This window comes from Microvirga sp. KLBC 81 (assembly GCF_003075415.1).
In the GTDB taxonomy this organism is placed as follows: Bacteria; Pseudomonadota; Alphaproteobacteria; order Rhizobiales; family Beijerinckiaceae; genus Microvirga.
Window position 1 is genome coordinate 1 of sequence record NZ_QDAH01000052.1, and the last position, 24,862, is coordinate 24,862.

19 protein-coding genes and 2 pseudogenes are annotated in these 24,862 nt (G+C 59.9%); 17 read left to right on the forward strand and 4 right to left on the reverse strand.

The features are described 5' to 3' along the window. Positions 1-338 precede the first annotated feature (338 nt). The gene (locus DC522_RS23665) at positions 339-1,037 is read right to left on the reverse strand and encodes a GntR family transcriptional regulator (RefSeq protein WP_245444453.1); all 699 of its coding nucleotides are present in this window, start codon (positions 1,035-1,037) and stop codon (positions 339-341) included. 869 nt (positions 1,038-1,906) lie between these two features. On the opposite strand from DC522_RS23665, the gene DC522_RS23670 reads away from it, so the two are divergent. The 11 genes and pseudogenes from DC522_RS23670 to DC522_RS23720 all read left to right on the forward strand — a co-directional run. After that, complete coding sequence (locus DC522_RS23670; protein ID WP_116531077.1) at positions 1,907-3,079, forward strand: enolase C-terminal domain-like protein; 1,173 nt, start codon at positions 1,907-1,909, stop codon at positions 3,077-3,079. A gap of 234 nt (positions 3,080-3,313) precedes the next feature. Further along, positions 3,314-4,465, forward strand: a complete 1,152-nt coding sequence (locus DC522_RS23675; RefSeq protein WP_116531078.1) for a mandelate racemase/muconate lactonizing enzyme family protein — start codon at positions 3,314-3,316, stop codon at positions 4,463-4,465. 738 nt (positions 4,466-5,203) lie between these two features. Further along, the gene (locus DC522_RS23680; protein WP_116531079.1) at positions 5,204-7,144 is read left to right on the forward strand and encodes an ABC transporter substrate-binding protein; all 1,941 of its coding nucleotides are present in this window, start codon (positions 5,204-5,206) and stop codon (positions 7,142-7,144) included. A gap of 87 nt (positions 7,145-7,231) precedes the next feature. Next, positions 7,232-8,218 (forward strand): ABC transporter permease, encoded by a 987-nt coding sequence (locus tag DC522_RS23685; RefSeq protein ID WP_047187352.1) that lies wholly within the window; start codon positions 7,232-7,234, stop codon positions 8,216-8,218. Beyond that, complete coding sequence (locus DC522_RS23690) at positions 8,215-9,369, forward strand: ABC transporter permease (protein ID WP_116531080.1); 1,155 nt, start codon at positions 8,215-8,217, stop codon at positions 9,367-9,369. Before DC522_RS23685 ends, DC522_RS23690 begins: the two co-directional genes overlap by 4 nt. Continuing rightward, a complete protein-coding gene (locus DC522_RS23695; protein WP_116531081.1) occupies positions 9,366-11,066 on the forward strand; it encodes an ABC transporter ATP-binding protein in 1,701 nt (566 codons plus the stop codon). The genes DC522_RS23690 and DC522_RS23695 overlap by 4 nt, the downstream gene beginning before the upstream one ends. 4 nt (positions 11,067-11,070) lie before the next feature. Next, the gene (manD, locus tag DC522_RS23700) at positions 11,071-12,279 is read left to right on the forward strand and encodes a D-mannonate dehydratase ManD (RefSeq protein ID WP_116531082.1); all 1,209 of its coding nucleotides are present in this window, start codon (positions 11,071-11,073) and stop codon (positions 12,277-12,279) included. Positions 12,280-12,289: 10 nt separating this feature from the next. Beyond that, complete coding sequence (locus tag DC522_RS23705; protein WP_116531083.1) at positions 12,290-13,444, forward strand: mandelate racemase/muconate lactonizing enzyme family protein; 1,155 nt, start codon at positions 12,290-12,292, stop codon at positions 13,442-13,444. A 323-nt stretch (positions 13,445-13,767) separates the two neighbouring features. After that, complete coding sequence (locus DC522_RS23710) at positions 13,768-14,760, forward strand: DMT family transporter (RefSeq protein WP_165820276.1); 993 nt, start codon at positions 13,768-13,770, stop codon at positions 14,758-14,760. A gap of 115 nt (positions 14,761-14,875) precedes the next feature. Next, a pseudogene (locus DC522_RS37385) lies at positions 14,876-14,983 on the forward strand (transposase); the annotation flags it as partial. A 2-nt stretch (positions 14,984-14,985) separates the two neighbouring features. Then, positions 14,986-15,108 (forward strand): annotated as a pseudogene (locus DC522_RS23720) (transposase); the annotation flags it as partial. Positions 15,109-15,912: 804 nt separating this feature from the next. On the opposite strand, the gene DC522_RS23730 reads toward DC522_RS23720, so the two are convergent. Continuing rightward, the gene (locus DC522_RS23730) at positions 15,913-16,263 is read right to left on the reverse strand and encodes a hypothetical protein (protein WP_133239356.1); all 351 of its coding nucleotides are present in this window, start codon (positions 16,261-16,263) and stop codon (positions 15,913-15,915) included. A gap of 5 nt (positions 16,264-16,268) precedes the next feature. Beyond that, positions 16,269-16,457 (reverse strand): hypothetical protein, encoded by a 189-nt coding sequence (locus DC522_RS23735; RefSeq protein ID WP_116531086.1) that lies wholly within the window; start codon positions 16,455-16,457, stop codon positions 16,269-16,271. 94 nt (positions 16,458-16,551) lie between these two features. On the opposite strand from DC522_RS23735, the gene DC522_RS23740 reads away from it, so the two are divergent. After that, a complete protein-coding gene (locus DC522_RS23740) occupies positions 16,552-17,403 on the forward strand; it encodes a proline/glycine betaine ABC transporter permease (RefSeq protein ID WP_116531087.1) in 852 nt (283 codons plus the stop codon). Positions 17,404-17,433: 30 nt separating this feature from the next. Next, on the forward strand, positions 17,434-18,432 hold the full coding sequence (locus tag DC522_RS23745) for a 4-hydroxyproline epimerase (protein ID WP_116531088.1): 999 nt from the start codon (positions 17,434-17,436) through the stop codon (positions 18,430-18,432). A 117-nt stretch (positions 18,433-18,549) separates the two neighbouring features. Here DC522_RS23745 and DC522_RS23750 read toward each other — a convergent pair whose 3' ends face one another. Next, entirely contained in the window at positions 18,550-19,620 is a 1,071-nt protein-coding gene (locus tag DC522_RS23750) for a GlxA family transcriptional regulator (RefSeq protein WP_116531089.1), read from the reverse strand. Positions 19,621-19,724: 104 nt separating this feature from the next. Between DC522_RS23750 and DC522_RS23755 the strand changes: the two genes are divergently transcribed. The 4 genes from DC522_RS23755 to DC522_RS23770 are packed head-to-tail and all read left to right on the forward strand — an operon-like array spanning position 19,725 to position 24,859. Then, on the forward strand, positions 19,725-20,978 hold the full coding sequence (locus DC522_RS23755; protein ID WP_116531090.1) for a sarcosine oxidase subunit beta family protein: 1,254 nt from the start codon (positions 19,725-19,727) through the stop codon (positions 20,976-20,978). A gap of 8 nt (positions 20,979-20,986) precedes the next feature. Next, positions 20,987-21,283: a sarcosine oxidase subunit delta gene (locus tag DC522_RS23760; protein ID WP_116531091.1), complete on the forward strand. Its 297-nt coding sequence runs from the start codon at positions 20,987-20,989 to the stop codon at positions 21,281-21,283. Beyond that, positions 21,283-24,270 (forward strand): sarcosine oxidase subunit alpha, encoded by a 2,988-nt coding sequence (locus tag DC522_RS23765; RefSeq protein ID WP_116531092.1) that lies wholly within the window; start codon positions 21,283-21,285, stop codon positions 24,268-24,270. Before DC522_RS23760 ends, DC522_RS23765 begins: the two co-directional genes overlap by 1 nt. Then, positions 24,263-24,859: a sarcosine oxidase subunit gamma gene (locus DC522_RS23770; protein WP_116531093.1), complete on the forward strand. Its 597-nt coding sequence runs from the start codon at positions 24,263-24,265 to the stop codon at positions 24,857-24,859. Before DC522_RS23765 ends, DC522_RS23770 begins: the two co-directional genes overlap by 8 nt. The last annotated feature ends 3 nt before the right edge of the window (positions 24,860-24,862 follow it).

A 24,862-nucleotide genomic window follows, 5' to 3' on the forward strand; every position in this document is an offset into this window, starting at 1 on the left:
GGTTTCAACCTTGACGATGAGCTGGTTTCGATCGCCAACCCAGACAGGGTAGGACCGGATTGCCGTGATCTTCATGTGCTAGCAATCTCTACATAAGCGCAGGGGATGGAACTGGCTTGCAGTAATCCTGCAAGCCCATTCGTTGATGTTGAAGATGCTTGTTCTCGCCCGCCAGGAAGCACGAGGGAAAGACCAAGGCGGATTAGAGCGAATGGCACCCTCCAGCTGCTGCGGAAGACTCGGTATGGCCTCGCTGCTTGCAAGTGGTGGGTGCATAGACACAAAAACTAGATTCAAGCATCAGGTGACGGCCGAGAAGAACAAGTATTGTCACTACCTCATGGGCGATGAAGAGCCTTGTTTACTGAGGCGGCCCGCATTTGTTCAATCAGGTGCTGACAGGCCCCTCGGACATGCTGTTCCATGACGCGTGCCGCTTCATCAGCGTCATGGCGCTTGATTGCTTCAATGATATCCCAGTGCTCTCGAGTGATGGCCTGCCAACGTGCGCGGCTGATCGCAAATCGGCGAGTGAGGATGTGCAGCACCTTACGCTGCTGGACTTCCAGCTCGACAGCCTCCTGATTATAATGCCGCCCGTAGATGATGTTGTGAAACTGCTCGTTGGCTTGCCAGTACCCCTGATAGTCGCTGCGGTTTTCGTCGATGTCTCGTTGGAGGATCTCGAGTGCTTCGATCTCACGATCCGTCGCATAGTTGACGAACCAGCGGACGAGATACGGCTCGATAAGCGCCCTGATTTCGTAAATGTTGCGTACAAAATCCTCGCTGATAGGGCGTACACGTGCACCCCTATTCGGCGAGATGATCACAATTCCTTCCCCTTGTAGGTGATGAAGGGCCTCGCGGACGGGGTTTGTACTCGTGCCATAGCGCTTTGCGAGTTCCGCCGTTTTGAGGCGAGCGCCGGGTTCAAGACGCCCTTCAACAATGTCCTCCCGGATCAAGTCATGAAGGCACTGACCTCGATCTTGGCCAGTTGCTTCTCCGTCCTGAACCGATTTGACAATTCGCACCGCTCTCCCGCCCATGCCCGAACTCTTGCGCTTCTGTATGACTCGACCTGCCGGCTACGTACTATCCGGCACCAAAATCAATCATGTCACGAAGACCAGCACTCATGCAAGTTCGCACAATAGGATTGACAGGTTGTGTACAATTTAGGTAAGTTAGAGTATCAAAAACAAAGAATCTTATGAAATTGGTCGAGGAAACAGTGAGCGCCGGCGTTCCCAAAGGGCTTCCACGAATCCGATTTGGCAAGCAGTTAAGGAGCCCCTTGTGTGGCGCTCTAGACCCTGCTCGTGGGCCCTGCGTCCTTCACCACCATGGGCAGCGTGGTGTTTCGCGCTTCCAAGGTCACGCTCCATCTACTCATTATCCGCAAGGCCGACATCTGCCTATTGTGGACGGCATTTGCCGCCCGATCGAGAACTTGTGCGAGCATTCATCTTTCGGTAGCCGCCACTTCTATTCATTCCTAAACGCTCGGTCTGCTCGCCATTTCCGGCGCAATTGCCGCCTCTGCGCAAAACTTCGAGGCTCACCTGTTCGTCAACACAGTGTTGATGCTGATCCCTGCCATGGTTCCAGACATTGGCGCCACAATCAGCGTCTGCCTGTCCTTTCTGATGCTGCCTATTACGCGACTCGGCATCAATCCGCTTCAAGCAGCCACGTCGATCATACCGGCCACTCCACCAGCAAAGGTGGCGTTCATTGCTGTCATACGTAGCGGCAACATCACTGCTGAGAGCTGTGCTCCTTCCCCTGACGATGGAGATTACAGCAGTGATGATGCTGTTGATCGCCTTCCAAGCACTATCCAGATGGCCGCCAACCGGATCTTACTACCTCTGATTACCAGCTCGAAAAGGACACCCGGATGAAAATCACAGGCATCGAAACAAAGATCGTGAACGCAATTCACCGCAACTGGATTTTCGTAAAGGTGCTGACCGACCAGCCTGGCCTCTATGGCTGGGGTGAGGCCACTCTCGAGTGGAAGACCCGAGCAGTAGTAGGCGCTGTCGAGGATCTCGCGGCCTTCGTGATCGGAGAGGATCCACGCCGAATCGAGCATCTGGTACGGAAGATGCAGATGCATAGCTTCTGGCCACTGGGTGTGATCGGGCTATCGGCGATCAGCGGCATCGAGATGGCACTCCATGATATCGCGGCTAAGGATTTGGGCGTGCCCGTCTGGCGTCTTCTTGGCGGGCAGAGCCGCGACTGGGTCCGTGTCTACACGCATTTCCAGCGTGGCAAGATCGGAGCACAAGTTGACCCGAAGGATATCGAGAGCTATGTGGCCGGTGTCGAGGCGACAGTCGCGATGGGTTATAGGGCGGTGAAGCTCGGCGTCGTTCCCTACACTCATTACGACGCGCCGATCCCCGAGGTAAAACACGTCGCCAGGCTTGTGGAGCGGATCCGCCTCGCGGTTGGTGATGAGATCGACATCATGTTCGACTTCCACGGCCGGTGCGGCTCCATCAGCGCTGCCGTAGCCTACATCGATGCGATATCGCCGATGCGGCCCCTCTTCGTGGAGGAGCCAATCCAGCCGGGCGATAACGAGGCCATGGCGTTGGTCGCCTCCAAAGTCCAGGCCCCTCTGGCAACAGGCGAGCGCCTGTTTACGCCAAGGGAGTTCTTCGATCTTGCCGCGCACAAAGCAGTGAGCATCGTGCAGCCTGATCTCTGCCATGTCGGCGGCTTCACGATGGGGAAGAAAATCGCTGCCATCGCGGAAGTTGGCCACATGGGCGTTGCACCTCACAATCCCTTGGGACCGATCAGCGGGGCTGCCGCACTACATTTTGCCGTGGCCACGCCGAACTTCGTCATACAGGAGGAGGCGCGCGGGCTCGTCGACTGGTATGATGAGGTGGTGCAACACCCGATTGTGCTTGAAAATGGCCGCTGGGCGGTGCCGACCTCTCCCGGTTTAGGAGTTGAACTCGACGAAGTTGCCGCGGCCAAGCACCCGTTCGAGCCAGAGGTCATCCCCGCGCGAGAAGCTCTTTCGGCGGATGGCGCGATCCTGAACTGGTGAGGCAGTCTGGACGAAACATCCATTCCTCTAAGCTGAAGTGGTCTCGGATCAGCTGATCGCGCCGTCACCGATGATTGCATGGCTCTGAGGCCCGAAACCGGCAGGCCACCAACTAACCGTAAACATGCGAGTCCGCGAGCACCATCAGTGCCTAGTGTCACGAGCCAATCCAACACTTTCATGCCTTGGCGAACCGTCGCCGCTCTAACAAGAAAGCATCTCAAGGTCAGACCAATGAAGATCACGGCTATTCATTGCTTCCCTATTTTGGTTGGGTGGCGCAATCAACTGCTCATCAAGGTAGAAACGGACGAGGGAATCTACGGGTGGGGCGAGTCGGGTCTCTCCGGTCGCGAGCGCGCCGTCATGGGGGCGATCGACCATTACCGAGAGTTCCTCATCGGCCGTGATCCGATGCAGGCTGGTGCGCTCTGGCAGGAGCTCTATCGCAGTCAGTACTTCGAAGGGGGCCGAGTTCTTTCCGCTGCAATCAGCGCAATCGACATTGCTCTGTACGACATCAAAGGGAAGGCGCTCGGCGTTCCCGTCTATCAGCTGCTCGGCGGTAAGCAGCGGGATCGGGTCCCGGCCTTTGCCACGGCTCCTGCGGAGCCCGGCCCCGAGATGATCGAGCAGGCCAAGCAGTTACAGGACGCAGGCTGGAGCTGCATTCGGTTCGTGCCGGCGGGCCAGCATGCAACGGATCGGTTTGAGCCGCGCGAGTCCATCGCCAAGACGGCGCCGTGGATGGTACGCGCGCGCGAGGAGCTTGGCCCAGAGGTCACGCTCGGCATCGACTATCATCATCGCCTCAGCGTCGCAGAAGCGGCAGCCTTCTGCCAGAGAATGCCATCGGGTACACTAGACTTCATCGAGGAGCCGATCCGTGACGAGACCCCATCGGCGTATGAATCCCTTCGGCAGTTGACTGACGTTCCATTCGCCATCGGCGAGGAGTTCTCCTCCAAGTGGCAATTTCTGCCTTATATCGAAGGAAATCTGCATCAGTTTAACCGCATTGATATCTGCAATGTCGGAGGATTTACTGAAGCCATGAAAGTGGCAGGTTGGAGCGAGGCTCACTATGTCGACCTGATGCCTCACAATCCACTTGGACCCATCTGCACGGCTGCTAGCGTCCACTTGGCTGCGTCAGTCCCCAACTTTGCTTGGCTGGAATGTCGGTCTTCACCCGTGGAGCAACTCGGGTTCGACAACACAGAGATCTTTCCCGTTCAGGTGGCACTGCAAGGGAGCGATTACGTTGTCCCTAACGTGCCAGGGCTCGGTGCCGACGTTGATGAGAACTATGTCCGTTCCCTGAGTTTCCGTTTCTCGGAGCCCCCGCATCTCAGGCGACGGGATGGCAGCTATACAAACTGGTAGGTCCGGACACAAAGGGTTCCTCCTGCGCAGCTCATAAAGGTCTTGTTGCACGAAAGACGATGGGTTGGGTCAAAACGCAATATGGTAGGGGAATGCAACCCATCTCCTACCAACGCCATCGCTTTCCGCCCGAGTTTATCGTGGACCTCGTCCGGCTTCATCGCCAGTTGTAGGCTCGACGTCCCTATGAGATGATCAGGCGATCAGTACTCAAGTTCGCACCGGCGTTCGCCTGCAACCTGCGCCGGCGGCCGCCCCGATCCGATAATGTGCGACCCTGAAGTTGGCCTGAAGCTCGTGCGTAACCTGCCGAAGAGACAGAGCGTCGCGCCAACGACTCTCATAACTGGCAGATTCAGGTCCATATACAGCCGCCGAAACATCGACTTCATGGCTGATCAGATGGTGCGACAACGTGAGTCCCACATACAGGGCTTCAAAGATGCCTGTTTTGCCTGCCTCTCTCGCGAAAGACATTGTCTCGCAGCTCTTCTCACAGAAGGGGACGCTGTCGTCTACTAAGTTTCGTACTTGAGAACAGGCCGTCGAATGACACTCGCTATCCTAACGAGCTTAATCTCGACGCATTTTCCAGTACCTGACTGAGAGTAATACGTCTCAGTTCGCACATTCGAATTGACAGATAATGTGTAATTTGCGAGCTTTTGAATATGAGAGCCGCAATAAGCTCGTCCCAAAAGGAAACCGGCGAAGGAAGCTGGGCAACAGGAGGAAAAAATGCGTTACCAGCAAAAGCTGCTTGGCGTCGTCGCGTCGACGGGGCTTTTGAGTATCATGCTTCTAGGTTCGTTCGCCCCCGCCTGGGCGGCGGATTACAAGCAGGCGCCGATGCTCGATGAGCAGGTCAAGGCAGGCAAGCTGCCCGCCGTTGCTAACCGCCTTCCGGAAAAGCCCTACGTGGAAACTATGGTCGACGGCGTCGGCAAATATGGCGGTACCCTGCGCACGACGATCCTGGCCAACGGCGACCAGTACAACCTGACCCGCACCATCGCCAACGAGCTGCTCGTGCGCTGGGATCCGCAGTGGAAGAAGGTCATGCCGTCGCTTGCCGAGGAGTTCAAGGCGTCCGACGATGCGACCACCTACACGTTCAAGCTCCGCAAGGGCCTGAAGTGGAGCGACGGTCATCCGTTCACGGCGGACGACATCATGTTCTGGTACGAGGACGTGTTCATGAACAACGCGCTCTCGCCCGCCAAGAACCCGACCTTCACGGTGGCTGGCAAGCCCGTGAAGGTAACGAAGATCGACGACCAGACGGTGGAGTTCAAGTTCGAGTCGCCCTACGGCCTCTTCCTGCAGCAGCTTGCCTACGGCCAGGGCCATCTGCCGGTCATCTATCCCAAGCACTATCTCAGCCAGTTCCACGAGAAGTACAACAAGGAGGGCATCCCGGCGCTGCTGAAGGCAAATCCGGCAGCCGGCGACTGGGTGGCGCTGTTCAACTCCAAGGTCTCGCTATCCTTCCAGCCGCCCTTCTGGCAGAATCTCGATCTGCCGACCCTCAATCCCTGGGTGCTGACCGTTCCCTATGCGGACAGCGAGCGCGTCGCTGCTACCCGCAATCCTTATTACTGGAAGGTCGACACGGCCGGAAACCAGCTCCCCTACATTGACAATGTTACCTGGGCGAAGCTCGACGACCCGCAGGTGATGGCGCTCAAGATGACGTCGGGCGAGTTCGACTTCGCGTTCCGCCACATCAACAATTCCACCTTCAAGTCGGTGCTGTTCGATGGACAGAAAACGGGCAACTACCGTATTGTCGACGTCAAGGACCTGCCGGCAAGTGATGCCGCTATCCTACTAAACCTGACTTCAACCGATCCGGTGAAGCGCAAGATATTCCAGAACAAGGATTTTAGGATCGCGCTGAGCCACGCGATCAACCGGCAGGAAATCATCGATCTCGTCTATGTGGGGCAGGGCGCTCCCGCCCAGGTGGCCGCCCAGCCTGAGCACGAGCTCTACAACGAGCGCCAGGCGAAGCAATATACTGAGTACGATCCCAAGCGCTCGAATGAAATCCTCGACAAGATCATGCCGAAGAAGGATGCCGAAGGCTTTCGTCTGGATGAAACAGGCAAGCGCTTCACCATCAACTTCATGGTAGCCGATGTCTTCGGCCTGTCCTACCCGGATATCATGCAGATGGTACAGCAATACGCCAAGGATGTTGGCATCGATATTCAGATCCGTACCACCGACCGCGCCCGCCTCAACACCATGTGGGCTGCGAACGAGCAGGATGCCTACATCTGGAACTGTGTTGGTGGACTTTCAGACGCCTATACGGATGTCCGCTGCTACATGCCCTTCCAGAAGGCCGACATCTTCTTCGCTGTCCGCTGGGCCGAATGGTATTCCAATCACAATACAGGCGAAGAGCCGCCAGCCAACATTAAGGAGTTGATGGCCGCCTATGACAAGGTCAATGCCGCCGTCACTGATGACGACCGCCGCGAGAAGATGAAGGAATTCCTCAATCTTTCGGCCGACAACTTTCTCAACATCGGCATCTCGCGTCCCATGCCGAAGTACATGATGGTATCGAACAATCTGAAGAACGTCGTCAACGGGCTTCCGATCGCCGGCAACCTCTGGCACCCGGCTCCGACGCTGACCCAGTGGTATTTCGACAAGCCAACCAAGTAGGGCTTCTCGGAAGGCTCCTCCCTGTGCCGGCGGCGGTTTCCATTCTGCCGCCGGCTAATCCTTCGATTTCATCGAACGGTCAGGCTCATGCTTCGTTACATCGCCAAGCGAATGGTGTTCGCGATTCCGACACTGTTTGCCGTCTCCATCGTCGCCTTCATCATCATCCAGCTCCCGCCGGGCGATTATCTCACGACCCTGATGGCCGAATGGGCCAGCCAAGGCGGTGCGGTGGAAGCGGGCACAGTCGCTGCCATGCGGGATCGCTACGGTCTCGATCAGCCGGTCTATTTTCAGTACTATAAGTGGATGGCCGGCATCCTGATGCACGGCGATTTCGGCATCTCCTTCGATTTCGGCAAGCCGGTCACGGAACTCATCTGGAACCGCCTCGGCTTCTCGCTGCTGCTCTCGGTTCTGACGCTCTGCTTCGTCTGGGCGATCGCCATCCCGATCGGGATCCTGTCGGCGGTGCGCCAGTACTCGATCTCCGACTACACGGCGACCTTCCTGGCCTTCTTCTTCCTCGCCGTGCCCGACTTCCTGATGGCGCTCTCGGCCATGTACATCATGTCCGCTTGGTTCGGTCAGAGTGTCGGGGGGCTGTTCTCGCCCGACTATGTCGATGCGCCGTGGAGTTTTGGTAAGCTCGTCGACTTCGCCCAGCACGTCTGGCTGCCGGTCGTCGTGATCGGTCTCGGATCACTCGCCGCGCTGGTGCGCATCATGCGCGCCAATCTGCTCGATGAACTTTCAAAGCCCTATGTCACAACGGCACGCGCGAAGGGCATGTCCGAACTGGAGCTCCTGCTGCGGTATCCGGTGCGCCTTGCCCTCAACCCGCTGATCTCGACCCTCGGCTGGATCCTGCCGGCCGTGATCTCGGGCGAGATCATCGTCTCCGTCGTCATGAGCCTGCCGACGACAGGGCCGCTGCTGCTTCGCGCGTTGCTCGCCCAAGACATGTATCTCGCCGGCTCGCTCATCCTGCTGATCTCCGTGCTCACCATCATCGGCACGCTGATTTCGGACATTCTCCTGGCGATTACCGACCCGCGGATCCGACTCCAATGACAGATATCACCAGCCTCCCGCCCGAGACCGCGGCCTCGCTCGATCTGCACGGCAGGGACATGGCCGTGGCCGGCCAGTGGCGCCTGTTCTGGCTCAAGTTCAAGAAACACAAGATCGCGCTCGTGAGCCTCGTCGTGATCGTGTTCATGTATCTCGTCGCGGCATTTGCGGATTTCATCGCGCCGTTCGATCCCAACGCTACCAATTCGCGCTTCACCTATGCGCCACCCCAAGGCCTGTCACTGATGTTGAACGGCTCGTTCAAGCCGCATGTCAACCAGCTCAAGATGACGCTGAACACCGAGTCGATGCGCCGGGAGTTCACGCCCGACCCAACGAAGCCCATCTCAGTGTCGTTCTTCGTCCCGGCGCAGCAGCCCTATTACGTGCTGGGCTTCATTCCGATGCAGACGAAGCTCTTCGGCCTCACGAACCCTAAGCCGGGCGACAGCATGTACATCTTCGGCGCCGACCGCCTCGGTCGCGACATCTTCTCGCGCGTTGTCCATGGCGCCAAGATTTCGCTGTCGATCGGCCTTGTAGGCGTCTTCGTCAGCCTGATCCTCGGGGTGGCCATCGGCGGCATCTCCGGCTTCTTCGGTGGCTGGATCGATCTCGCGATCCAGCGCTTCATCGAGCTGCTGCGCTCGATCCCGACCATTCCTCTGTGGATGGGCTTCGCGGCCGCGATCCCCGTGGGCTGGCCGCCGCTTCGCACTTATTTTGTCATCACGCTGATCGTTTCGCTGATTGGCTGGACGAGCCTGGCGCGCGAGGTGCGCGGCAAGTTCCTGTCCTTGAGAAACGAGGACTTCGTGACAGCCGCGCGCCTCGACGGCATGAGCGAAATCGGCATCATCTTCCACCATCTGGTGCCGTCCTTCATCAGCCATATCATCGCGACACTGACGCTTGCGATCCCCTCGATGATCCTGGCCGAGACGGCGCTGTCCTTCCTCGGCATCGGCCTGCAGCCGCCGATTGTCTCCTGGGGTGTGCTCCTGCAGGAGGCCCAGAACATTCGCGCGGTCGCCCAGGCGCCGTGGCTGCTTTTCACGCCGGCCGCCGCCATCGTCATTTCAGTTCTTTCCCTCAATTTCCTCGGCGACGGCTTGCGCGATGCCGCAGATCCCTACGAGGCGGTGTCATGAGCATGACGAAGGACACAATCCTGGAGGTCAGGGACCTCAAGACCTACTTCCCGACCCGCACCGGTCTCTTCAAGGCGGTCGATGGTGTCTCCTTCGAGCTGAAACGCGGCAAGACGCTGTGCGTGGTCGGCGAATCCGGCTCCGGCAAGTCGGTGACCGCCCGCTCGATCCTGCAGATCGTCGACAGGCCCGGCCGCATCGAGGGCGGCTCGGTCCTGTTGACGCGTGCCGACGGCTCGACGACCGACCTCGCCAAGCTCGACCCGCGGGGTAGAGCGATCCGCGACGTGCGCGGCAAGGAGATTGCCATGATCTTCCAGGAGCCGATGAGTTCGCTCTCGCCGGTTCACCGCATCGGGACGCAGATCGGCGAGGCGCTACGCATCCACTTCGGAACCCCGAAGCACGAACAGCGCGAGCGCGTTCTCGAACTCCTGCGACAGGTGGAAATTCCGCGCCCTGAATCGGCGATCGATCGCTACACCTTCGAGTTCTCGGGCGGTATGCGCCAGCGCGTGATGATCGCCATGGCGCTCGCCTGCAACCCCTCGGTACTCATCGCCGACGAGCCGACGACGGCGCTCGACGTCACGACCCAGGCCGAGATCCTCGACCTCATCAAGAAGCTGCAGCAGAGCCATGGCATGGCCGTGCTCTTCATCACCCATGACATGGGCGTCGTGGCCGAGATTGCCGACGAGGTCCTCGTCATGTATCGCGGCAAGGTGAGGGAGAGGGGGCCGGTGGAGCAGATCTTCCACGCGCCGCAGGACGACTATACGCGCCGGCTGATCGGATCGGTCGTCAAGCTGGAGAAGAAGGCGGAGGTTCGTCTGGCGCGACCGGCGATCCCCGTTGCAACTCCTCCGCTTCTCGATGTGCGGAACCTCTCGCTCACCTTCCCCTCCGGCCTCAAGGCGGTTGACGATGTCTCATTGACCGTGCGCCCTGGTGAGACTCTCGGCATCGTCGGAGAGTCCGGTTCGGGCAAGACCACGATGGGACGCTGTCTGCTGCGCATCTACGATGCACAGGCCGGCGCCATCGACTATCGCCGCCCGGACGGCCAGACAGTCGACATCCGCACCGCCGACAAGGCCGCCCTGGAGAAGATCCGCCGCGAGGTCCGGATGATCTTTCAGGACCCAGTCGGGTCGCTCAGTCCACGCAAGACCGTCGGCCAGATCATCGCCGAGCCGCTCAAGATCGCCGGCATGAAGGGCAGGGAGCTCAACGACCGTGTCGCCGACCTGATGCAGCAGGTGGGGCTCGAGCCGGCCTGGCGAGAGCGCTATCCGCATGCCTTTTCCGGCGGGCAGCGGCAGCGCATCGGCATCGCCCGTGCGATCGCCTTGAACCCGCGGCTCATCATCGCCGACGAGGCGACCTCGGCGCTCGATGTCTCGCTGCGCTCCCAGATGCTCGACCTCATGATGAAGCTGCAGGACGAGCTCGGTCTCTCCTACGTCTTCATTTCCCATGACATGTCGGTGATCCGCTACATGTGCGACCGCGTCGCGGTCATGTATCGGGGCAAGATCGTCGAGGTGGGCGACACCGATCAGGTCGTCAACAACCCGGCGCACGACTACACGCGGGCGCTGCTCTCCGCCATCCCCCATCCCGACCCACGCAATCGGCGCATACACACCCGGTTCCGGTACGACGCCGGCCGCACGCTTTCAGCCAACGGATGAATCGATGAAAATCACCGACGTGAAAGTTATCGTCTGCTCGCCAGGGCGCAATTTCGTCACGGTCAAGATCTTCACCGACGAGGGGCTGACCGGGGTCGGCGACGCGACGCTGAACGGCCGGGAGCTGGCTGTTGCCGCCTATCTTCAGGACCATCTCGCACCGCTTCTGATCGGCCGTGACCCGAGCCGGATCGAGGACATCTGGCAGTATTTCTACAGGGGCGCCTACTGGCGGCGTGGCCCGGTGACCATGGCGGCGATCGCCGGCATCGACACCGCGCTCTGGGACATCAAGGCCAAGGCCGCCAACATGCCGCTGTATCAGCTCCTCGGCGGCGCAAGCCGCGAGAAGGTGCTGTGCTACACTCATGCCCAGGGCCGAGACATTGCCGAGGCGGTGGAGGCCGTCGGTAGGCGCAATGAGCAGGGCTACAAGGCGATCCGTGTCCAGGTCGGCATTCCCGGACTCCCGGACGTTTACGGCACGGGCGCGAAATCGGTCACGAACAACGCTCTCGACGATGCGGTCCCGCACGAGGAAACCTGGTCGACATCGAAATACCTGCGCTATGTGCCCGAACTCTTCAAGGCGGTGCGGGAGGCGCATGGCTGGGATATCGAGCTGCTGCACGACGCGCATCATCGCCTGACGCCCATCGAAGCCGCGCGGCTCGGCAAGGACCTGGAATTCGCGCGCCTCTTCTGGCTTGAGGATGCCGTGGCGGCCGAGCACCAGGAAGGCTTCCGGCTGATCCGCAAGCATACCACGACACCGCTTGCCGTCGGCGAGGTGTTCAACACCATCTGGGATGCGCGGCTTCTCATGGAAGAGCAACTCATCGACTATATCCGCATGACGACCGTGCATGCGGGTGGCGTGACGGCACTCCGCCGCATCATGGATTTCGCGAGCGTCTACAATGTCCGCACCGCCTGTCACGGCGCCATGGACATGTCGCCGATCTGCCTCGGCGCCAACCTGCACCTCGACCTGTGGGTCCCCAATTTCGGCATCCAGGAATATTCCGGCTATCTGCCAGAGATCCTTGAAGTCTTCCCGAGCGCCTGGAGTCTTTCCGACGGCTACCTACATCCGGGCGACGCCATTGGTCATGGCGTTGATATCGATGAGAGGTTGGCGGAGAAGTTCCCGTACCAGCGCGCCTATCTGCCGGTGAACCGTCTCGAAGACGGCACGCTGTGGCACTGGTGACGAGGACACGATGAAGATCACTGCGATCAAGAGCTATGCTGTCAAGGTCGGCATCCGGAATCAGCTTCTGGTGAAGGTCGAGACGGACGAGGGCATTTTCGGCTGGGGCGAGAGCGGCCTCTCCGGTCGCGAGAAAGCCGTCGTCGGCGCGCTCGAGCATTATGCCGAATTCCTGCGCGGCCGCGATCCGTTCAGGATCGGCGCCCTGTGGCAGGAAATGTACCGCAGCCAGTATTTCGAGGGCGGTCGGGTGCTGCAGGCGGCGATCTCGGCTATCGACATCGCGCTCCACGACATAAAGGGCAAGGCCCTCGGCGTGCCCGTCTACGAGTTGCTCGGCGGCAAGCAGCGCGACCGGATCCCGACCTTCGCGACGACCTTCGCGGAGCCCGGTCCGGCAATGATCGAACAGGCGCGGATGCTGATCGAGCATGGTTGGACCGCGATGCGTCTCTCGCCCTCCGGTCATGAGAACAAGGACATCTACGAGCCGCGCGAGCATATCGCGACGACCGCGAAATGGTGCGTGAAGGCCCGCGAGGCGCTCGGCCAGGACGTCGTTCTCGGCATCGACTATCACCATCGCCTCAGCGTCGCGGAGGCGGCGAGCTTCTGCCAGAAGATGCCGTCCGGCACCCTCGACTTCCTCGAGGAGCCGATCCGCGACGAGTCGCCGAGTTCCTATGAAGCACTGCGCCGGCTGACCGATATTCCCTTCGCCATCGGCGAGGAGTTCGCGTCGAAATGGCAGTTCCAGCCCTATATCGAACGCGACATCCACCAATATAACCGCCTCGATGTCTGCAATGTCGGCGGCCTCACAGAATCGATGAAGGTCGCCGCCTGGAGCGAGACGCACTACGTCGACATGATGCCGCACAACCCGCTCGGGCCCGTCTGCACAGCGGCGACCATCCATTTCTCGGCGGCTGTTCCGAACTTCTCCTGGCTCGAAACCCGCGCGAGCCCCGCGGAAACGCATCTCGGTTTCGACAACTCTGACTTCTTCCCGGTTCAGCCGCGGCTGGTGGGGGCGCATTACCCCGTTCCCGATGCGCCCGGTCTTGGGATCGAGGTCAACGAGGAGCTGATCGCGAAGCAGAGCTTCGAGTTCTGGGAAGCGCCGCATCTGCGGAGGCGGGACGGCTCGGTCACCAACTGGTGACAGCCTGCAACCGAGTAAGCAGGGACCTGTCGCGGGTGCAGATTTAAGCCGAACATCGGAACGTTCCGGCTCAGAGTTCATGCGGAGAGCACCACGAACCGGTCAGCAAGGGATGATAGTGCATCGGAGGCCTACTTCACCCGTCCCGTTTGCATGAAATGCAGTATGTGGCCTCCGACCCGTGAGGCCTCTGCGATGAGGTTGAGAATAAGCGACTGACGCGGGAGATATTCCAGATCTGGGAAGCGCTATATCTGCGTCGGAGGGGTAAAACCGCCACCAACTGGGAAGCTCCCTTCTTCTTGGAACAGATGAGGCAGGAGTTGACAGCACATCCAAATAGTCCGGGCGCAAGCGCATCCACCGGAGTTGCGCTTGCGCTACTGGCTAACTTTCTCTTCACATCGAGCGACGCGATTGTGAAGACGCTGACCATGCGCTATTCGGTGTTCCAGGTCATCTTCATGCAGGTGACGTTTGCCTGCATTCCGCTCAGCATCATGCTGCTGCGCGATGGAACTCTTACCCGTTTGAAGGTGCGGAATCCGTTTCTTGTCTTCTTGCGTGGCCTCTTCGCAGGCGTCGGAACAGTCTGTGGTTTTTATGCTTTCTCCGTCCTGCCACTGGCAGACGTTTATTCCATCACCTTTTGCGCACCGATGGTCGTGACCTTGGCGTCGATCCCGCTACTCGGCGAAAAGGTTGGTAAGTACCGATTTAGTGCCGTCATTATCGGGTTCATGGGCATTCTTATTATGGTGCAGCCGGGCGTCGCACCTATTTCTCTCGGGCATGCCGCGGCCTTTGGCAACGTTTTTACAAGCGCTGGCGTTGTGCTCATCATGAGGCGCATCGCGCATGAGGAGGAACGAGGCGTCATGGTGGCGGCGGTGATGCTGGGTCTTCTGACGGTGAGTATTCCGGCTGTCGCCCTCGTCGGACGTGCTCCGGATGCGTCCGATGTCGGCTTGGCCGCTCTGGCCGGTCTGATCATGGGGATTGCCCAATTCCTGGCTCTCGCAGCCATTCGCCGCGCACCGGCTGCAAGCGTCGCGCCCATGCAGTACACTATGTTGGTCTGGGCTCTCCTGTACGGCATTATGCTTTTCAATGACCCTCTACGACCCAATGTAGTCGTCGGAGCAGTTATCGTCATTGCGTCGAGCCTTTACATCATGCACCGGGAGCGTATCCGCGCCCGCATCATAGACTGCGGTCTGGCCGAAACCTCTATGAACGTTTCTTCTCCTCCAGATAACGCCGTCGCTCCGACGTCCCCCGAAGAAAAGAGGCCAGTATCAACTAGACATGTCTGAGCGAATCCAAGCGGCTGCGCGGCCCGTTTTTGTATATGAGGTGACACGGGCGAAGTGATCCAGCCGTTCTGTTAGTCTGGTCGGCAGATTTCCTTTTTGGTGAAGGCGGTTTGTCATGCGCAAGAAGCGGTTTTCGGTTGAGCAGATCGTGGCAATCCTGAGGTCGGCGGAGCTGGGTCTGCCAGTGGCCGACCTGATCCGGCAGGTCGGCATCTCGGAGCAGGCATGCAGGATGAGCTGTTGAACGAGAGCCTGTTCTTCGGTCTGGGCCATGCCCGCCAGCTGATCGCGGCCTGGATTGAGGATTACAACACGGCGAGGCCGCATTCCTCGTTGGGCTATCAGACGCTCAGAGCGTTTGTCACCGACCTACGAACGCCTGCTCGAGACCGACGAGATGCTGCTCTATCTCGCCATGAGCCGCATCCTGCTCCGGCGCCTCGCGCGAAAGTGCGAAAGATGATTGCACACCAGCCTTTAATCCGGACTAATGCAAAAGAACAAAGAGTGAGCATTTTGGGTTATCAGCAGGTGGCGACGGACAACATGAGACGGTTTGAAACAGGGCTGGGCAGGGAGAGATACGGCCGTGTGACTGAACCCTCGATCTCGCTTTGGGTCCTTCCAAGTGTGGGCTGACTGTCGCGGGGGCCGCTGAGCGCGATCCGCCACCGTTTTCAAAGTTTTTTCCAACGATGTTCTGGGGTGCCGCACATATGTACCTGAGACAGCATGGGACAGCAACAGGCATTTCGCGTGAGACAGCATGAGACAACAGCAGGGTTTCGAGGCAACACGAGCGTTTCCCAGAGATTCCAAGACACCAAGACAGATTCCAAGACGCCTCTGTCTTGGAAACTTCCGAGGTGTAACGTGCTGAATAATAATAATAATTTATAAAATCCTCTTAGAAAACAAGACACCAAGACACCCCCCATATACCCGCTGCCTCTCAAACAACCTCGAAGGGGCGGGAGAAGGGGGTGGTGTCTTGGTGTCTTGGAATCCTCTATGATTTGCTCGTTTTGGTAAATGCTTCAACGACTTACACCTCGAAAGATTCCAAGGCATCCCCCGCCTTGGAATCTGTCTTGCAAGGCGTCTTGGAAACTCTGGGCAATAAAAAACCCCGCCGAAGCGGGGCTCGTCGTTTCAGATCAGGTTGTCTCGTCGCACCGTGTATGTGCCTTCACGAGCCCCCTCTATTAAGATCCTCTGTTCGACCAGCGCTTTGAAAGCGAGTTCAAATCCCTTTGCATGTGGCGGCTTGGAGTCCAGCTCGAATGCGACAGGCCAGAAGTCCTTCATGTGGAAGCGGACGATGTGCTCGTTATCATCCAACCACTTGCGCAGTACCTGTTTAATCCTGATCGCGTGAATGACCTCCAGGCCATCGTCGTTGATCGCAGCGTATATCATGTCCCTGACGACCGACGCATCCGTTTCCTTCTCGGACAGTCTCAGCGCGGCCCAAACGAGGGCCTCTTTTCTTGTATCCGGCATCTTGATCACCCTACGTAGACCCACGCCTTGCGCGGCTTGCTCTCAGTCTTGATGGCCTGGAAGCGCACCCGGTGGTACGACTCCAGACGCTTGATCACCTCATCCGCCTCAGACATCTTGAGACGCTTGAACTGGCGGCAGTATTGCCCCATCTCGTAGCGGCTCATGCCCCGGTCGCCGCGCTCCCTGATCAACGTCTCCAGCTTGTCGGCAACGGCCTCAAGCTCTCACTATGGTTCTTGATCGCCTAACGCAGAGTGCAGCCCGCTTAGGCGATGGAGGTAAACCATGAATCCTTCGATGCTTCAGTTTTCGCCGGGCGCTTTTCTCGCTCCAGCTGTCGATTGGCTCAATAGAAACCTCCATCCGCTATTCGCGCTGATCACTAACCTAACTGAGACAATCCTAGCCGGGATCGAAGCAGCGCTCCTCGCAGTTCCAGCATATATATTAGTCGCCGCAGTGGCCGTCCTTGTATTTTCTTTTATCAATCTGCGAACTGCTATCCTCGCTGTGGTTGCGCTAACCTTCTGTTATTTTGCCGATCTTTGGGTCGCCTCGATGCAGACGATCGCACTTGTGTCGGTTGCTGTAGCCATCTCCGTGCTGATTGCCTTTCCGCTTGGGATTCTTGCTTCGCGGGTCAAGACGGTAGAGGCGGCGATACGTCCCGTTCTCGACATCATGCAGACCGTGCCGCCGTGGGTGTATCTAATTCCGGCCGTCATGATTTTCGGCCTTGGTCGCGTTCCTGCAATCATTGCGACCATCGTCTACGGCATACCACCGATGCTTCGGTTGACCACGCTCGCCTTCAATCAGGTTCCGGCGGACCTGCTTGAGCTTGGCCGAGCCATCGGGGCATCCCCACGCTCCATCCTGTTCAAGATCGAGATTCCTTCCGCTAAGCCGACGCTGCTCGTTGGCCTCAATCAATGCATCCTTCTTTCCCTGGCGATGGTCGTATTGGCCGGACTTGTAGGGGCTGGCGGTCTTGGAGCCGAGGTTACGAGAGGGCTGACGCGAATGGAGATGGGACTTGGCCTTCGAGCGGGACTGGCAATCGTTGCGGTCGCGCTTCTTCTGGACAGGATTTCGCGCGGCGCCCTTCAGCGCAAGCGCGTGCCAGCAGCAACCTGAGATCGGCCACTCATATCGGAAGGGCACCCAATGCGGCGCAGTTTCTATTGTATCGACTCCCATACGTGCGGGAACCCCGTCCGCGTTGTGGTCGGCGGCGGGCCGTTGCTGCCGCACCTTCCGATAGCGGAGCGACGTGACATCTTTGTGCGGGATCACGACTGGATCCGCAAGGCACTCATGTTCGAACCGCGTGGCCATGATGTGATGTCCGGCGCGATCATCTACCCTGCGTTCAGAGATGACTGCGATTTTGCCGTGCTGTTCATTGAGGTCAGCGGGTGCCTTCCGATGTGCGGAGCGGGCACGATCGGCCTCGTGACGGTGGCGATTGAAGAGGGACTGGTCACCCCGAGGGTCCCTGGGACGTTGTCGATCGAGACGCCGGCTGGGAAAGTGGGCATCAAGTACGAGATGCAGGGCGAGTTCGTCGAGACGGTCCGCCTTTTCAACGTTGCAAGCTATCTGCACAGCGCGGACATCGGCGTGGATGTTCCGGGCGTCGGACGTCTGCTCGTGGACATCGCCTGGGGCGGTAACTACTACGCAGTTGTCGAACCACAGGAGAATTGGGCTGGCTTGGACAGCATGACGGCCGGGGAGCTTGTGGGCTTTAGTCAAAGGCTTCGCGCGGCACTCGCCGATACCTGCGTCCCCGTGCACCCCGAAAACGACAGAATCTGTGGCGTCCATCACGTAATCTGGTGCGACAACGCACGAAACGAGGTCGCGGATGGCCGTAGCGCCGTCTTCTATGGCGATAAGGCAATCGACCGATCGCCTGGGGGGACGGGAACATCAGCCCGGATGGCGCAGCTGTATGGGAGGGGAAGGCTGAAGATCGGAGACAGCTACCGAAATGAGAGCCTGATCGGCACGATCTTTGAGGGTCGAGTCGAGGCCTCCAGCCCCGTCGGACCCTACGACGGGATCACGCCGAGCATAGGGGGATGGGCCCGTATCACCGGTCACAACACGATCTTTGTCGACGACCGGGATCCACTGGCGCACGGATTCCAGATTAAATAATCTGCGGTGGAGCAGAGTGATCAAACGCATAAGGCCGGACGGGGCATCGGGGACGAGCTTGGTTCAGCTCCGCGATAGCCAGTGCTCTCGTCCTTTTGGGGCCGCTTGCCTCTCGGTTTATGCGTCCGACTCATGATTCTGGTCGAAAACCCGCCGGTCAACGTTATCGCCAGCGTATGCATGAGCCGATGGGCGTCTGACTGGTTTCGTATCACCGTGACGGCTCATCTGTCGGAATTGGGCAGGGGTCATCCCATAGCGTGCCTTGAAACTGCGCCCGAAGTGGGAGCTGTCCGAGAAGCCGAGTTCCGCCGCGATCAGGACGGACGGAAGGGCGCTATGCTCCAGCATCCAGCGCGCATGCTTGAGGCGCAGGGCCATGTAGCTCTCCTGTGGGCTCTCGCCCAAATGGTTGCGGAAATGACGCTCAAGCTGGCGTACGCTCAATGACAGCGCCCCAGCGAGATCCTGGACGGAGAGAGGCTCCATGAGATTCTGCTCCATGAGGAGCAGGGCCCGCGAGACGAGGTGGTCATCCTTTGTGGCAGCAACGAACGGCGCGGGCTGTGCAGTATCTCCTGGACGTGGCCGTTCAACGAGAAGGATGTGCAAAGCCTTATAAGCCTGAGCCGGTCCCAGATGGTCGCTGACCAGGTGAGCCGCAAGATCAGCCACGCCGGCCCCGCCGGAGCACGTAATGCGGTCTTGATCGATCACGTAAAGGCGGTCGGCAATCGGGACGAGGTCTGGAAACTCCTCCAGAAAGTCCCGGTAGTGATACCAGCTGACGCAGCACTTGCGATCGGTCATCAATCCCAAGCGGCATAGGACGAAGCTGCCAGTGCAGACACCGATGAGCTTCACGCCAGCCTGGGCTGCGGCTCTCAGATATTGAGCGATCTCGGGAGGGAGCCCGTGAGCGCCATGTAGCAGCCCTCCTACAATCACCACGTAATCGAAAGTCTTTGGGTCGACGAAATCCGACGATGGCTGAATGTCGATGCCACAGCTGGACCGGACCGGCCGGCGCTGCGGGCTCATGACCTCCCATGCACAGGCGATCGGCCGGCTGAGATCCCCCTCGTCGGCCGCCAGGCGCAGCACGTCCAGGAAGGTTGAGAAAGCCGTCAGGGTGAACTTTGGCATCAGCACGAAGCCAACTTTCAGCTTGCGACCGGGTTGCGCCATTATCTTCCATCCTCTGTCGCATCCATTCTACCCCAATGTCGCGCAAATACGAAGTCCGGCGGCCAATGTACGGCATAACAAGCGGACAGCACGAGGGTGTTCCAATGCGCCGATTTTCGCTTCTCACGCTTCTGAAGGAGGCGACGAATGCTCACCAGGGATGGGGACGTCAATGGCGCGCCCCGGAGCCAAAGGTCGGCTACGACGCCGTGATTGTAGGTGGCGGCGGCCACGGCCTCGCCACGGCCTATTACCTGGCGAAAGAGCATGGCATGCGGAACATCGCAGTGCTCGAAAAGGGATGGATCGGCGGCGGAAACACGGGCCGCAATACCACCATCATCCGCTCCAACTACCTCTATGACGAGAGCGCCGCCATCTACGAGCATGCGCTCAAGCTCTGGGAGGGTCTGTCCCAGGAGCTTAACTATAACGTGATGTATTCGGCCCGGGGCGTGATGATGCTCGCGCACAACGTCCATGACGTTCAGAGCTTCAAGCGCCACGTCTATGCGAACCGCCTAAACGGCATCGACAACGAGTGGCTGACGCCAGAGGAAGCCAAAGAGTTCTGTCCGCCCCTGAACATCTCCAAGAGCCTGCGTTACCCGGTCATGGGCGCGGCTCTGCAGCGGCGCGGCGGCACGGCCCGCCATGATGCCGTCGCCTGGGGCTATGCCCGCGGCGCGGACGCGATGGGGGTCGACATCATCCAGAACTGCGAGGTGACGGGCATTCGCCGCGGCCTCAGTGGCGCGGTTGAAGGGGTCGAGACGACCAAAGGATTCATCCGCACGCCTCGCGTCGGCGTGGTGGCGGCAGGCCACACCAGCGTGATTATGGAAAAGGCCGGTGTCCGCATGCCGCTGGAGAGTTTCCCGCTGCAGGCGCTCGTCTCCGAGCCGGTCAAGTCGGTCTTTCCCTGCGTGGTCATGTCGAACGCGGTCCATGCCTATATCTCGCAATCGGACAAGGGCGAACTCGTCATCGGCGCAGGCACGGACCAGTACGTGTCCTACAGCCAGCAGGGCGGCATCCACATCGCGACGCACACACTTGATGCGATCTGCGAGCTATTCCCGCAATTCACCCGCATGCGCATGCTGCGCAACTGGGGCGGCATCGTCGACGTGACCCCGGATCGCTCTCCCATCATCGGCAAGACGCCCGTGCCAGGCCTGTTCGTCAATTGCGGTTGGGGCACCGGCGGCTTCAAGGCGACACCGGGTTCTGGTCACGTCTTCGCCCACACCATCGCCAAGGGCGAGCCCCATCCAATCGCTGCCCCCTTCACCATGGACCGCTTCCGTACTGGCCGCCTCATCGATGAGGCGGCGGCAGCGGCCGTTGCACATTGAGGCGCATCATGCTGCTCGTGACCTGCCCCTACTGTGGACCCCGCCCGGAAATCGAGTTCCGCTGCGGCGGTGAGGCCCACATTGCTCGCCCGGTTGAGCCTTCAAAGCTCAGCGACAAGGAATGGGCGGAATTTTTGTTCGTCCGCACCAACTCGAAGGGCGTCTTCGCCGAACGCTGGAATCACGCCCATGGCTGCCAGCGCTGGTTCAATGCCCTTCGTGACACTGCCAGCGACCAGTTCATTGATACTTACAAAATGGGTGAAAAGCGGCCCGACCGTGCACCCGGGCAGGAGAGGCTCTGATGACCCAGGCATACCGTCTCCCCAAAGGTGGCCGCATCGACCGAACGAAGCCTGTCTCAATCAGCTTCAACGGGCAGACCGTGCAGGGCTATGCGGGCGACACCGTTGCTTCCGCGTTGCTCGCCAATGGCATCCATCTGGTTGCTCGCTCGTTCAAGTATCACCGGCCTCGCGGCATTGTCACCCACGGCTCGGACGAACCAAATGCTCTGTTGGATGTGGATCGTGGACGGGGACGCTCCGACCCGAATAACCGCGCTACGGTCGTGGAGGTCTTCAACGGCCTCTCAGTCGCCTCGCAGAACCACTGGCCATCGCTCGACTTCGACGTCGGCGAGGTGAACGATCTCCTCTCGCCGGTGATCGTATCAGGGTTCTACTACAAGACATTCATGTGGCCGCGCACGTTCTGGACGAAGGTCTACGAGCCGCGCATCCGCGCTGCCGCCGGTCTCGGTCGCGCCCCGACAGTGCCGGACCCGGATCGCTATCAGTATCGCCATGCCCATTGCGACGTGCTCGTCGTCGGATCCGGGCCGGCTGGTCTCGCTGCGGCTCTGGCGGCCTCCGAGAGCGGAAAGCGGGTCATCATCATCGATGAGCAGGTTGAACTTGGTGGTTCCCTTCTGCACGACGTGACCTCGCTGATCGACGGCATCCCGGCGCAGGATTGGGTCCGGCAGGCGGTCGATACGCTGGATTCTCGTGCAAACGTCGTGGTGCTGCCCCGCACGACGGCCTTCGGATACTACAATCACAACCATATTGCCCTGGCGGAACGCGTGACGGATCACTTAGCCGATCCATCGTCGAACCTCCCGCGCGAGCGGCTCTGGCAGGTGCGTGCCAAGCAGGTTGTCCTCGCGACTGGCTCTCATGAGCGCCCGCTCGTTTTCGCCGACAATGATCGTCCTGGCATCATGCTGGCGGAGAGCGTCCGTGCCTTTATCAATCGCTACGGCGTCGCGCCGGGGCGCCAGATCGTGTTCGCCACCAGCGGCTCATCCGCTTACACACCGGCAGCTGATGCCAAGGTGGCGGGGCTCGCCGTCTCGGTGGTCGATTTCCGCAGTGAGGCGGAGTGTGGACCGGAGGTCGCTAAGTTGCGGTCTATGGGCTGCGAGGTGCTGACCGGCCATACCGTCGTCGCCTCGCAGGGACGCAAGCGCGTTACCGGCCTCATCGTGGCTCCAGTCAGTGCGGATGGACGTGTCGGCGCACGCCGCACGCTGCGCTGCGACTGCGTGGGCATGTCCGGCGGCTGGACACCCGCTATCCACCTGTTCTCTCAATCACGCGCCAAGGCCCTCTACGAGCCCTCGTTGGACGCCTTCGTGCCGGGCACTTCAGTGCAGGCTGAGCGTTCGGCCGGCGCCGCCAAGGGGGCATACCAGCTTGGCGAGTGTCTAAGGCAGGGCTGGATGGCCGGTGCTGAAGCGGCGGAGCATGCGTCCGAGCGGACCTTTGATGCCACCCACAGCCCGGTCGGCTTCAAGCCGGTGCGGGTACTCCCGACCGACGTCAATCCGAAACGCCTGCGTGCCTTCATCGACTTCCAGAACGACGTGACGGCAAAGGACATCAGGCTTGCGGTGCGCGAGGGCTTCGAGTCCATCGAGCACGTCAAGCGCTATACCACCACCGGAATGGCGACGGATCAGGGCAAGACGTCGAACATGAACGCGCTCGGCCTGGTGGCGGGCATTCTCGACCGTCCGATCCCGGCCGTCGGCACGACCACCTTCCGGCTGCCCTATACCCCGACCACTTTCGGCACCTTTGTCGGTCCGAGCCGTCACCACCTGTTCGATCCGATCCGCACCACGCCGATCCATGAATGGGCGGCGGCCCATGGGGCGGAGTTCGAGAATGTCGGGCTGTGGAAGCGCGCTTGGTACTTCCCGGAAGCGAGCGAGGATATGCATGCCGCCGTGGCACGCGAGTGCAAGGCCGCACGTACGAGTGTCGGCATCTTCGATGCCTCGACGCTTGGCAAGATTGAAGTCGTGGGCCCGGACGCAGCCGAGTTCATGAACCGCATCTATACGAATGCGTGGTTGAAGCTCGAGCCGGGCAAGTGCCGCTATGGCCTGATGCTGAAGGAAGACGGTTACATCATGGATGACGGCGTCGTTGCCCGTCTTGCCCATGACCGATTCCACGTGACCACGACGACTGGCGGTGCGCCCCGTGTGCTCGCCCATATGGAGGACTACCTCCAGACCGAGTGGCCAGACCTCAAGGTGTTCCTGACCTCGATCACCGAGCAATATGCAGTCATCGCACTCCAAGGCCCGAAGGCTCGGGAGGTGATCGAGCCGCTGGTGACGGACATTGACCTGTCGCCCGAGGCGTTCCCGCATATGTCCGTGCGAACTGGCTTCATCTGCGGCATTCCCTGCCGCCTTTTCCGCGTGTCGTTCACAGGCGAACTCGGCTTCGAGATCAACGTCCCTTCTGATTATGGGCAATCCGTATGGGAGGCGATTTTCGAACGCGGCAAACCCTATGGCATCACGCCCTACGGCACCGAGACCATGCATGTACTGCGAGCCGAAAAAGGCTTTATCATCGTCGGCCAGGAAACGGACGGAACCGTGACGCCGGACGATCTCGGCCTGTCGGGTCTCATTGCCAAGACCAAGCCCGACTTCGTGGGCAAGCGCTCGCTCTCGCGTCCTGACATTGTGGGCGCAGGTCGCAAGCAGCTGGTTGGGCTGGTGACGGATAACCCGAACGAGGTGCTCGAAGAGGGCGCTCAGATCGTGATGGACCCTAACCAGGCGATTCCGATGCGGATGGTGGGACACGTGACCTCCAGCTATTGGAGCTCGAATTGTGATCGCTCCATCGCGCTTGCGTTGCTGGCCGGGGGACGCTTACGCATGGGCAACCGCGTCTATGTCACGACACCGATGGGCTTTACGACCGCGAGGGTCTGTGAGCCGGTGTTCTTTGATCCTGCAGGGGAACGCGTCAATGCTTAAGACCAGCCATGCCGCCCGCCGCGATCTGTCGCTGCTGATCGAGCAACCTGTCGCGAGACCTGACACAACGGCGCAGGTCCTGATCCGACCTCTTCCGACCCAGGCTCGCTTTTCGCTTCGGCTGAATGAGGCCGATCTGGAAGGCGCCGAGACTGCCGCGGGGTTCACCCTCGATATTCCGATCAACACCCGCTTGGGTTTGGCCGAGCGGTCCTCGATCCGCCTCGGACCCAACGAGTGGCTCCTGACCGGACCCTACCGCGATGCGGAAGTCATCGCGGGCCAGATCGACGCGGCACTCGGCGGCCGCTTCTACACCCTCGTGGATGTCAGCCATCGCAATGTTGGCTTCATAGTTTCCGGTCGTCGCGCGGCCGACGTGCTCAACAGTGGCTGCCCGTTGGATCTCGCCGAGGCCGCATTTCCAGCAGGCATGGCGACCCGCACGCTGATGGGCAAGGCCGAGATCGTGCTCATGAGGCTCGATGATACGCCGACCTACCAGGTGGAGTGCTGGAGATCGTTCTCGACCTACGTGCACGACTACCTGATCGAAGCGGCCCGTGAGTTCGAACCTTCCATCGCCTGATCG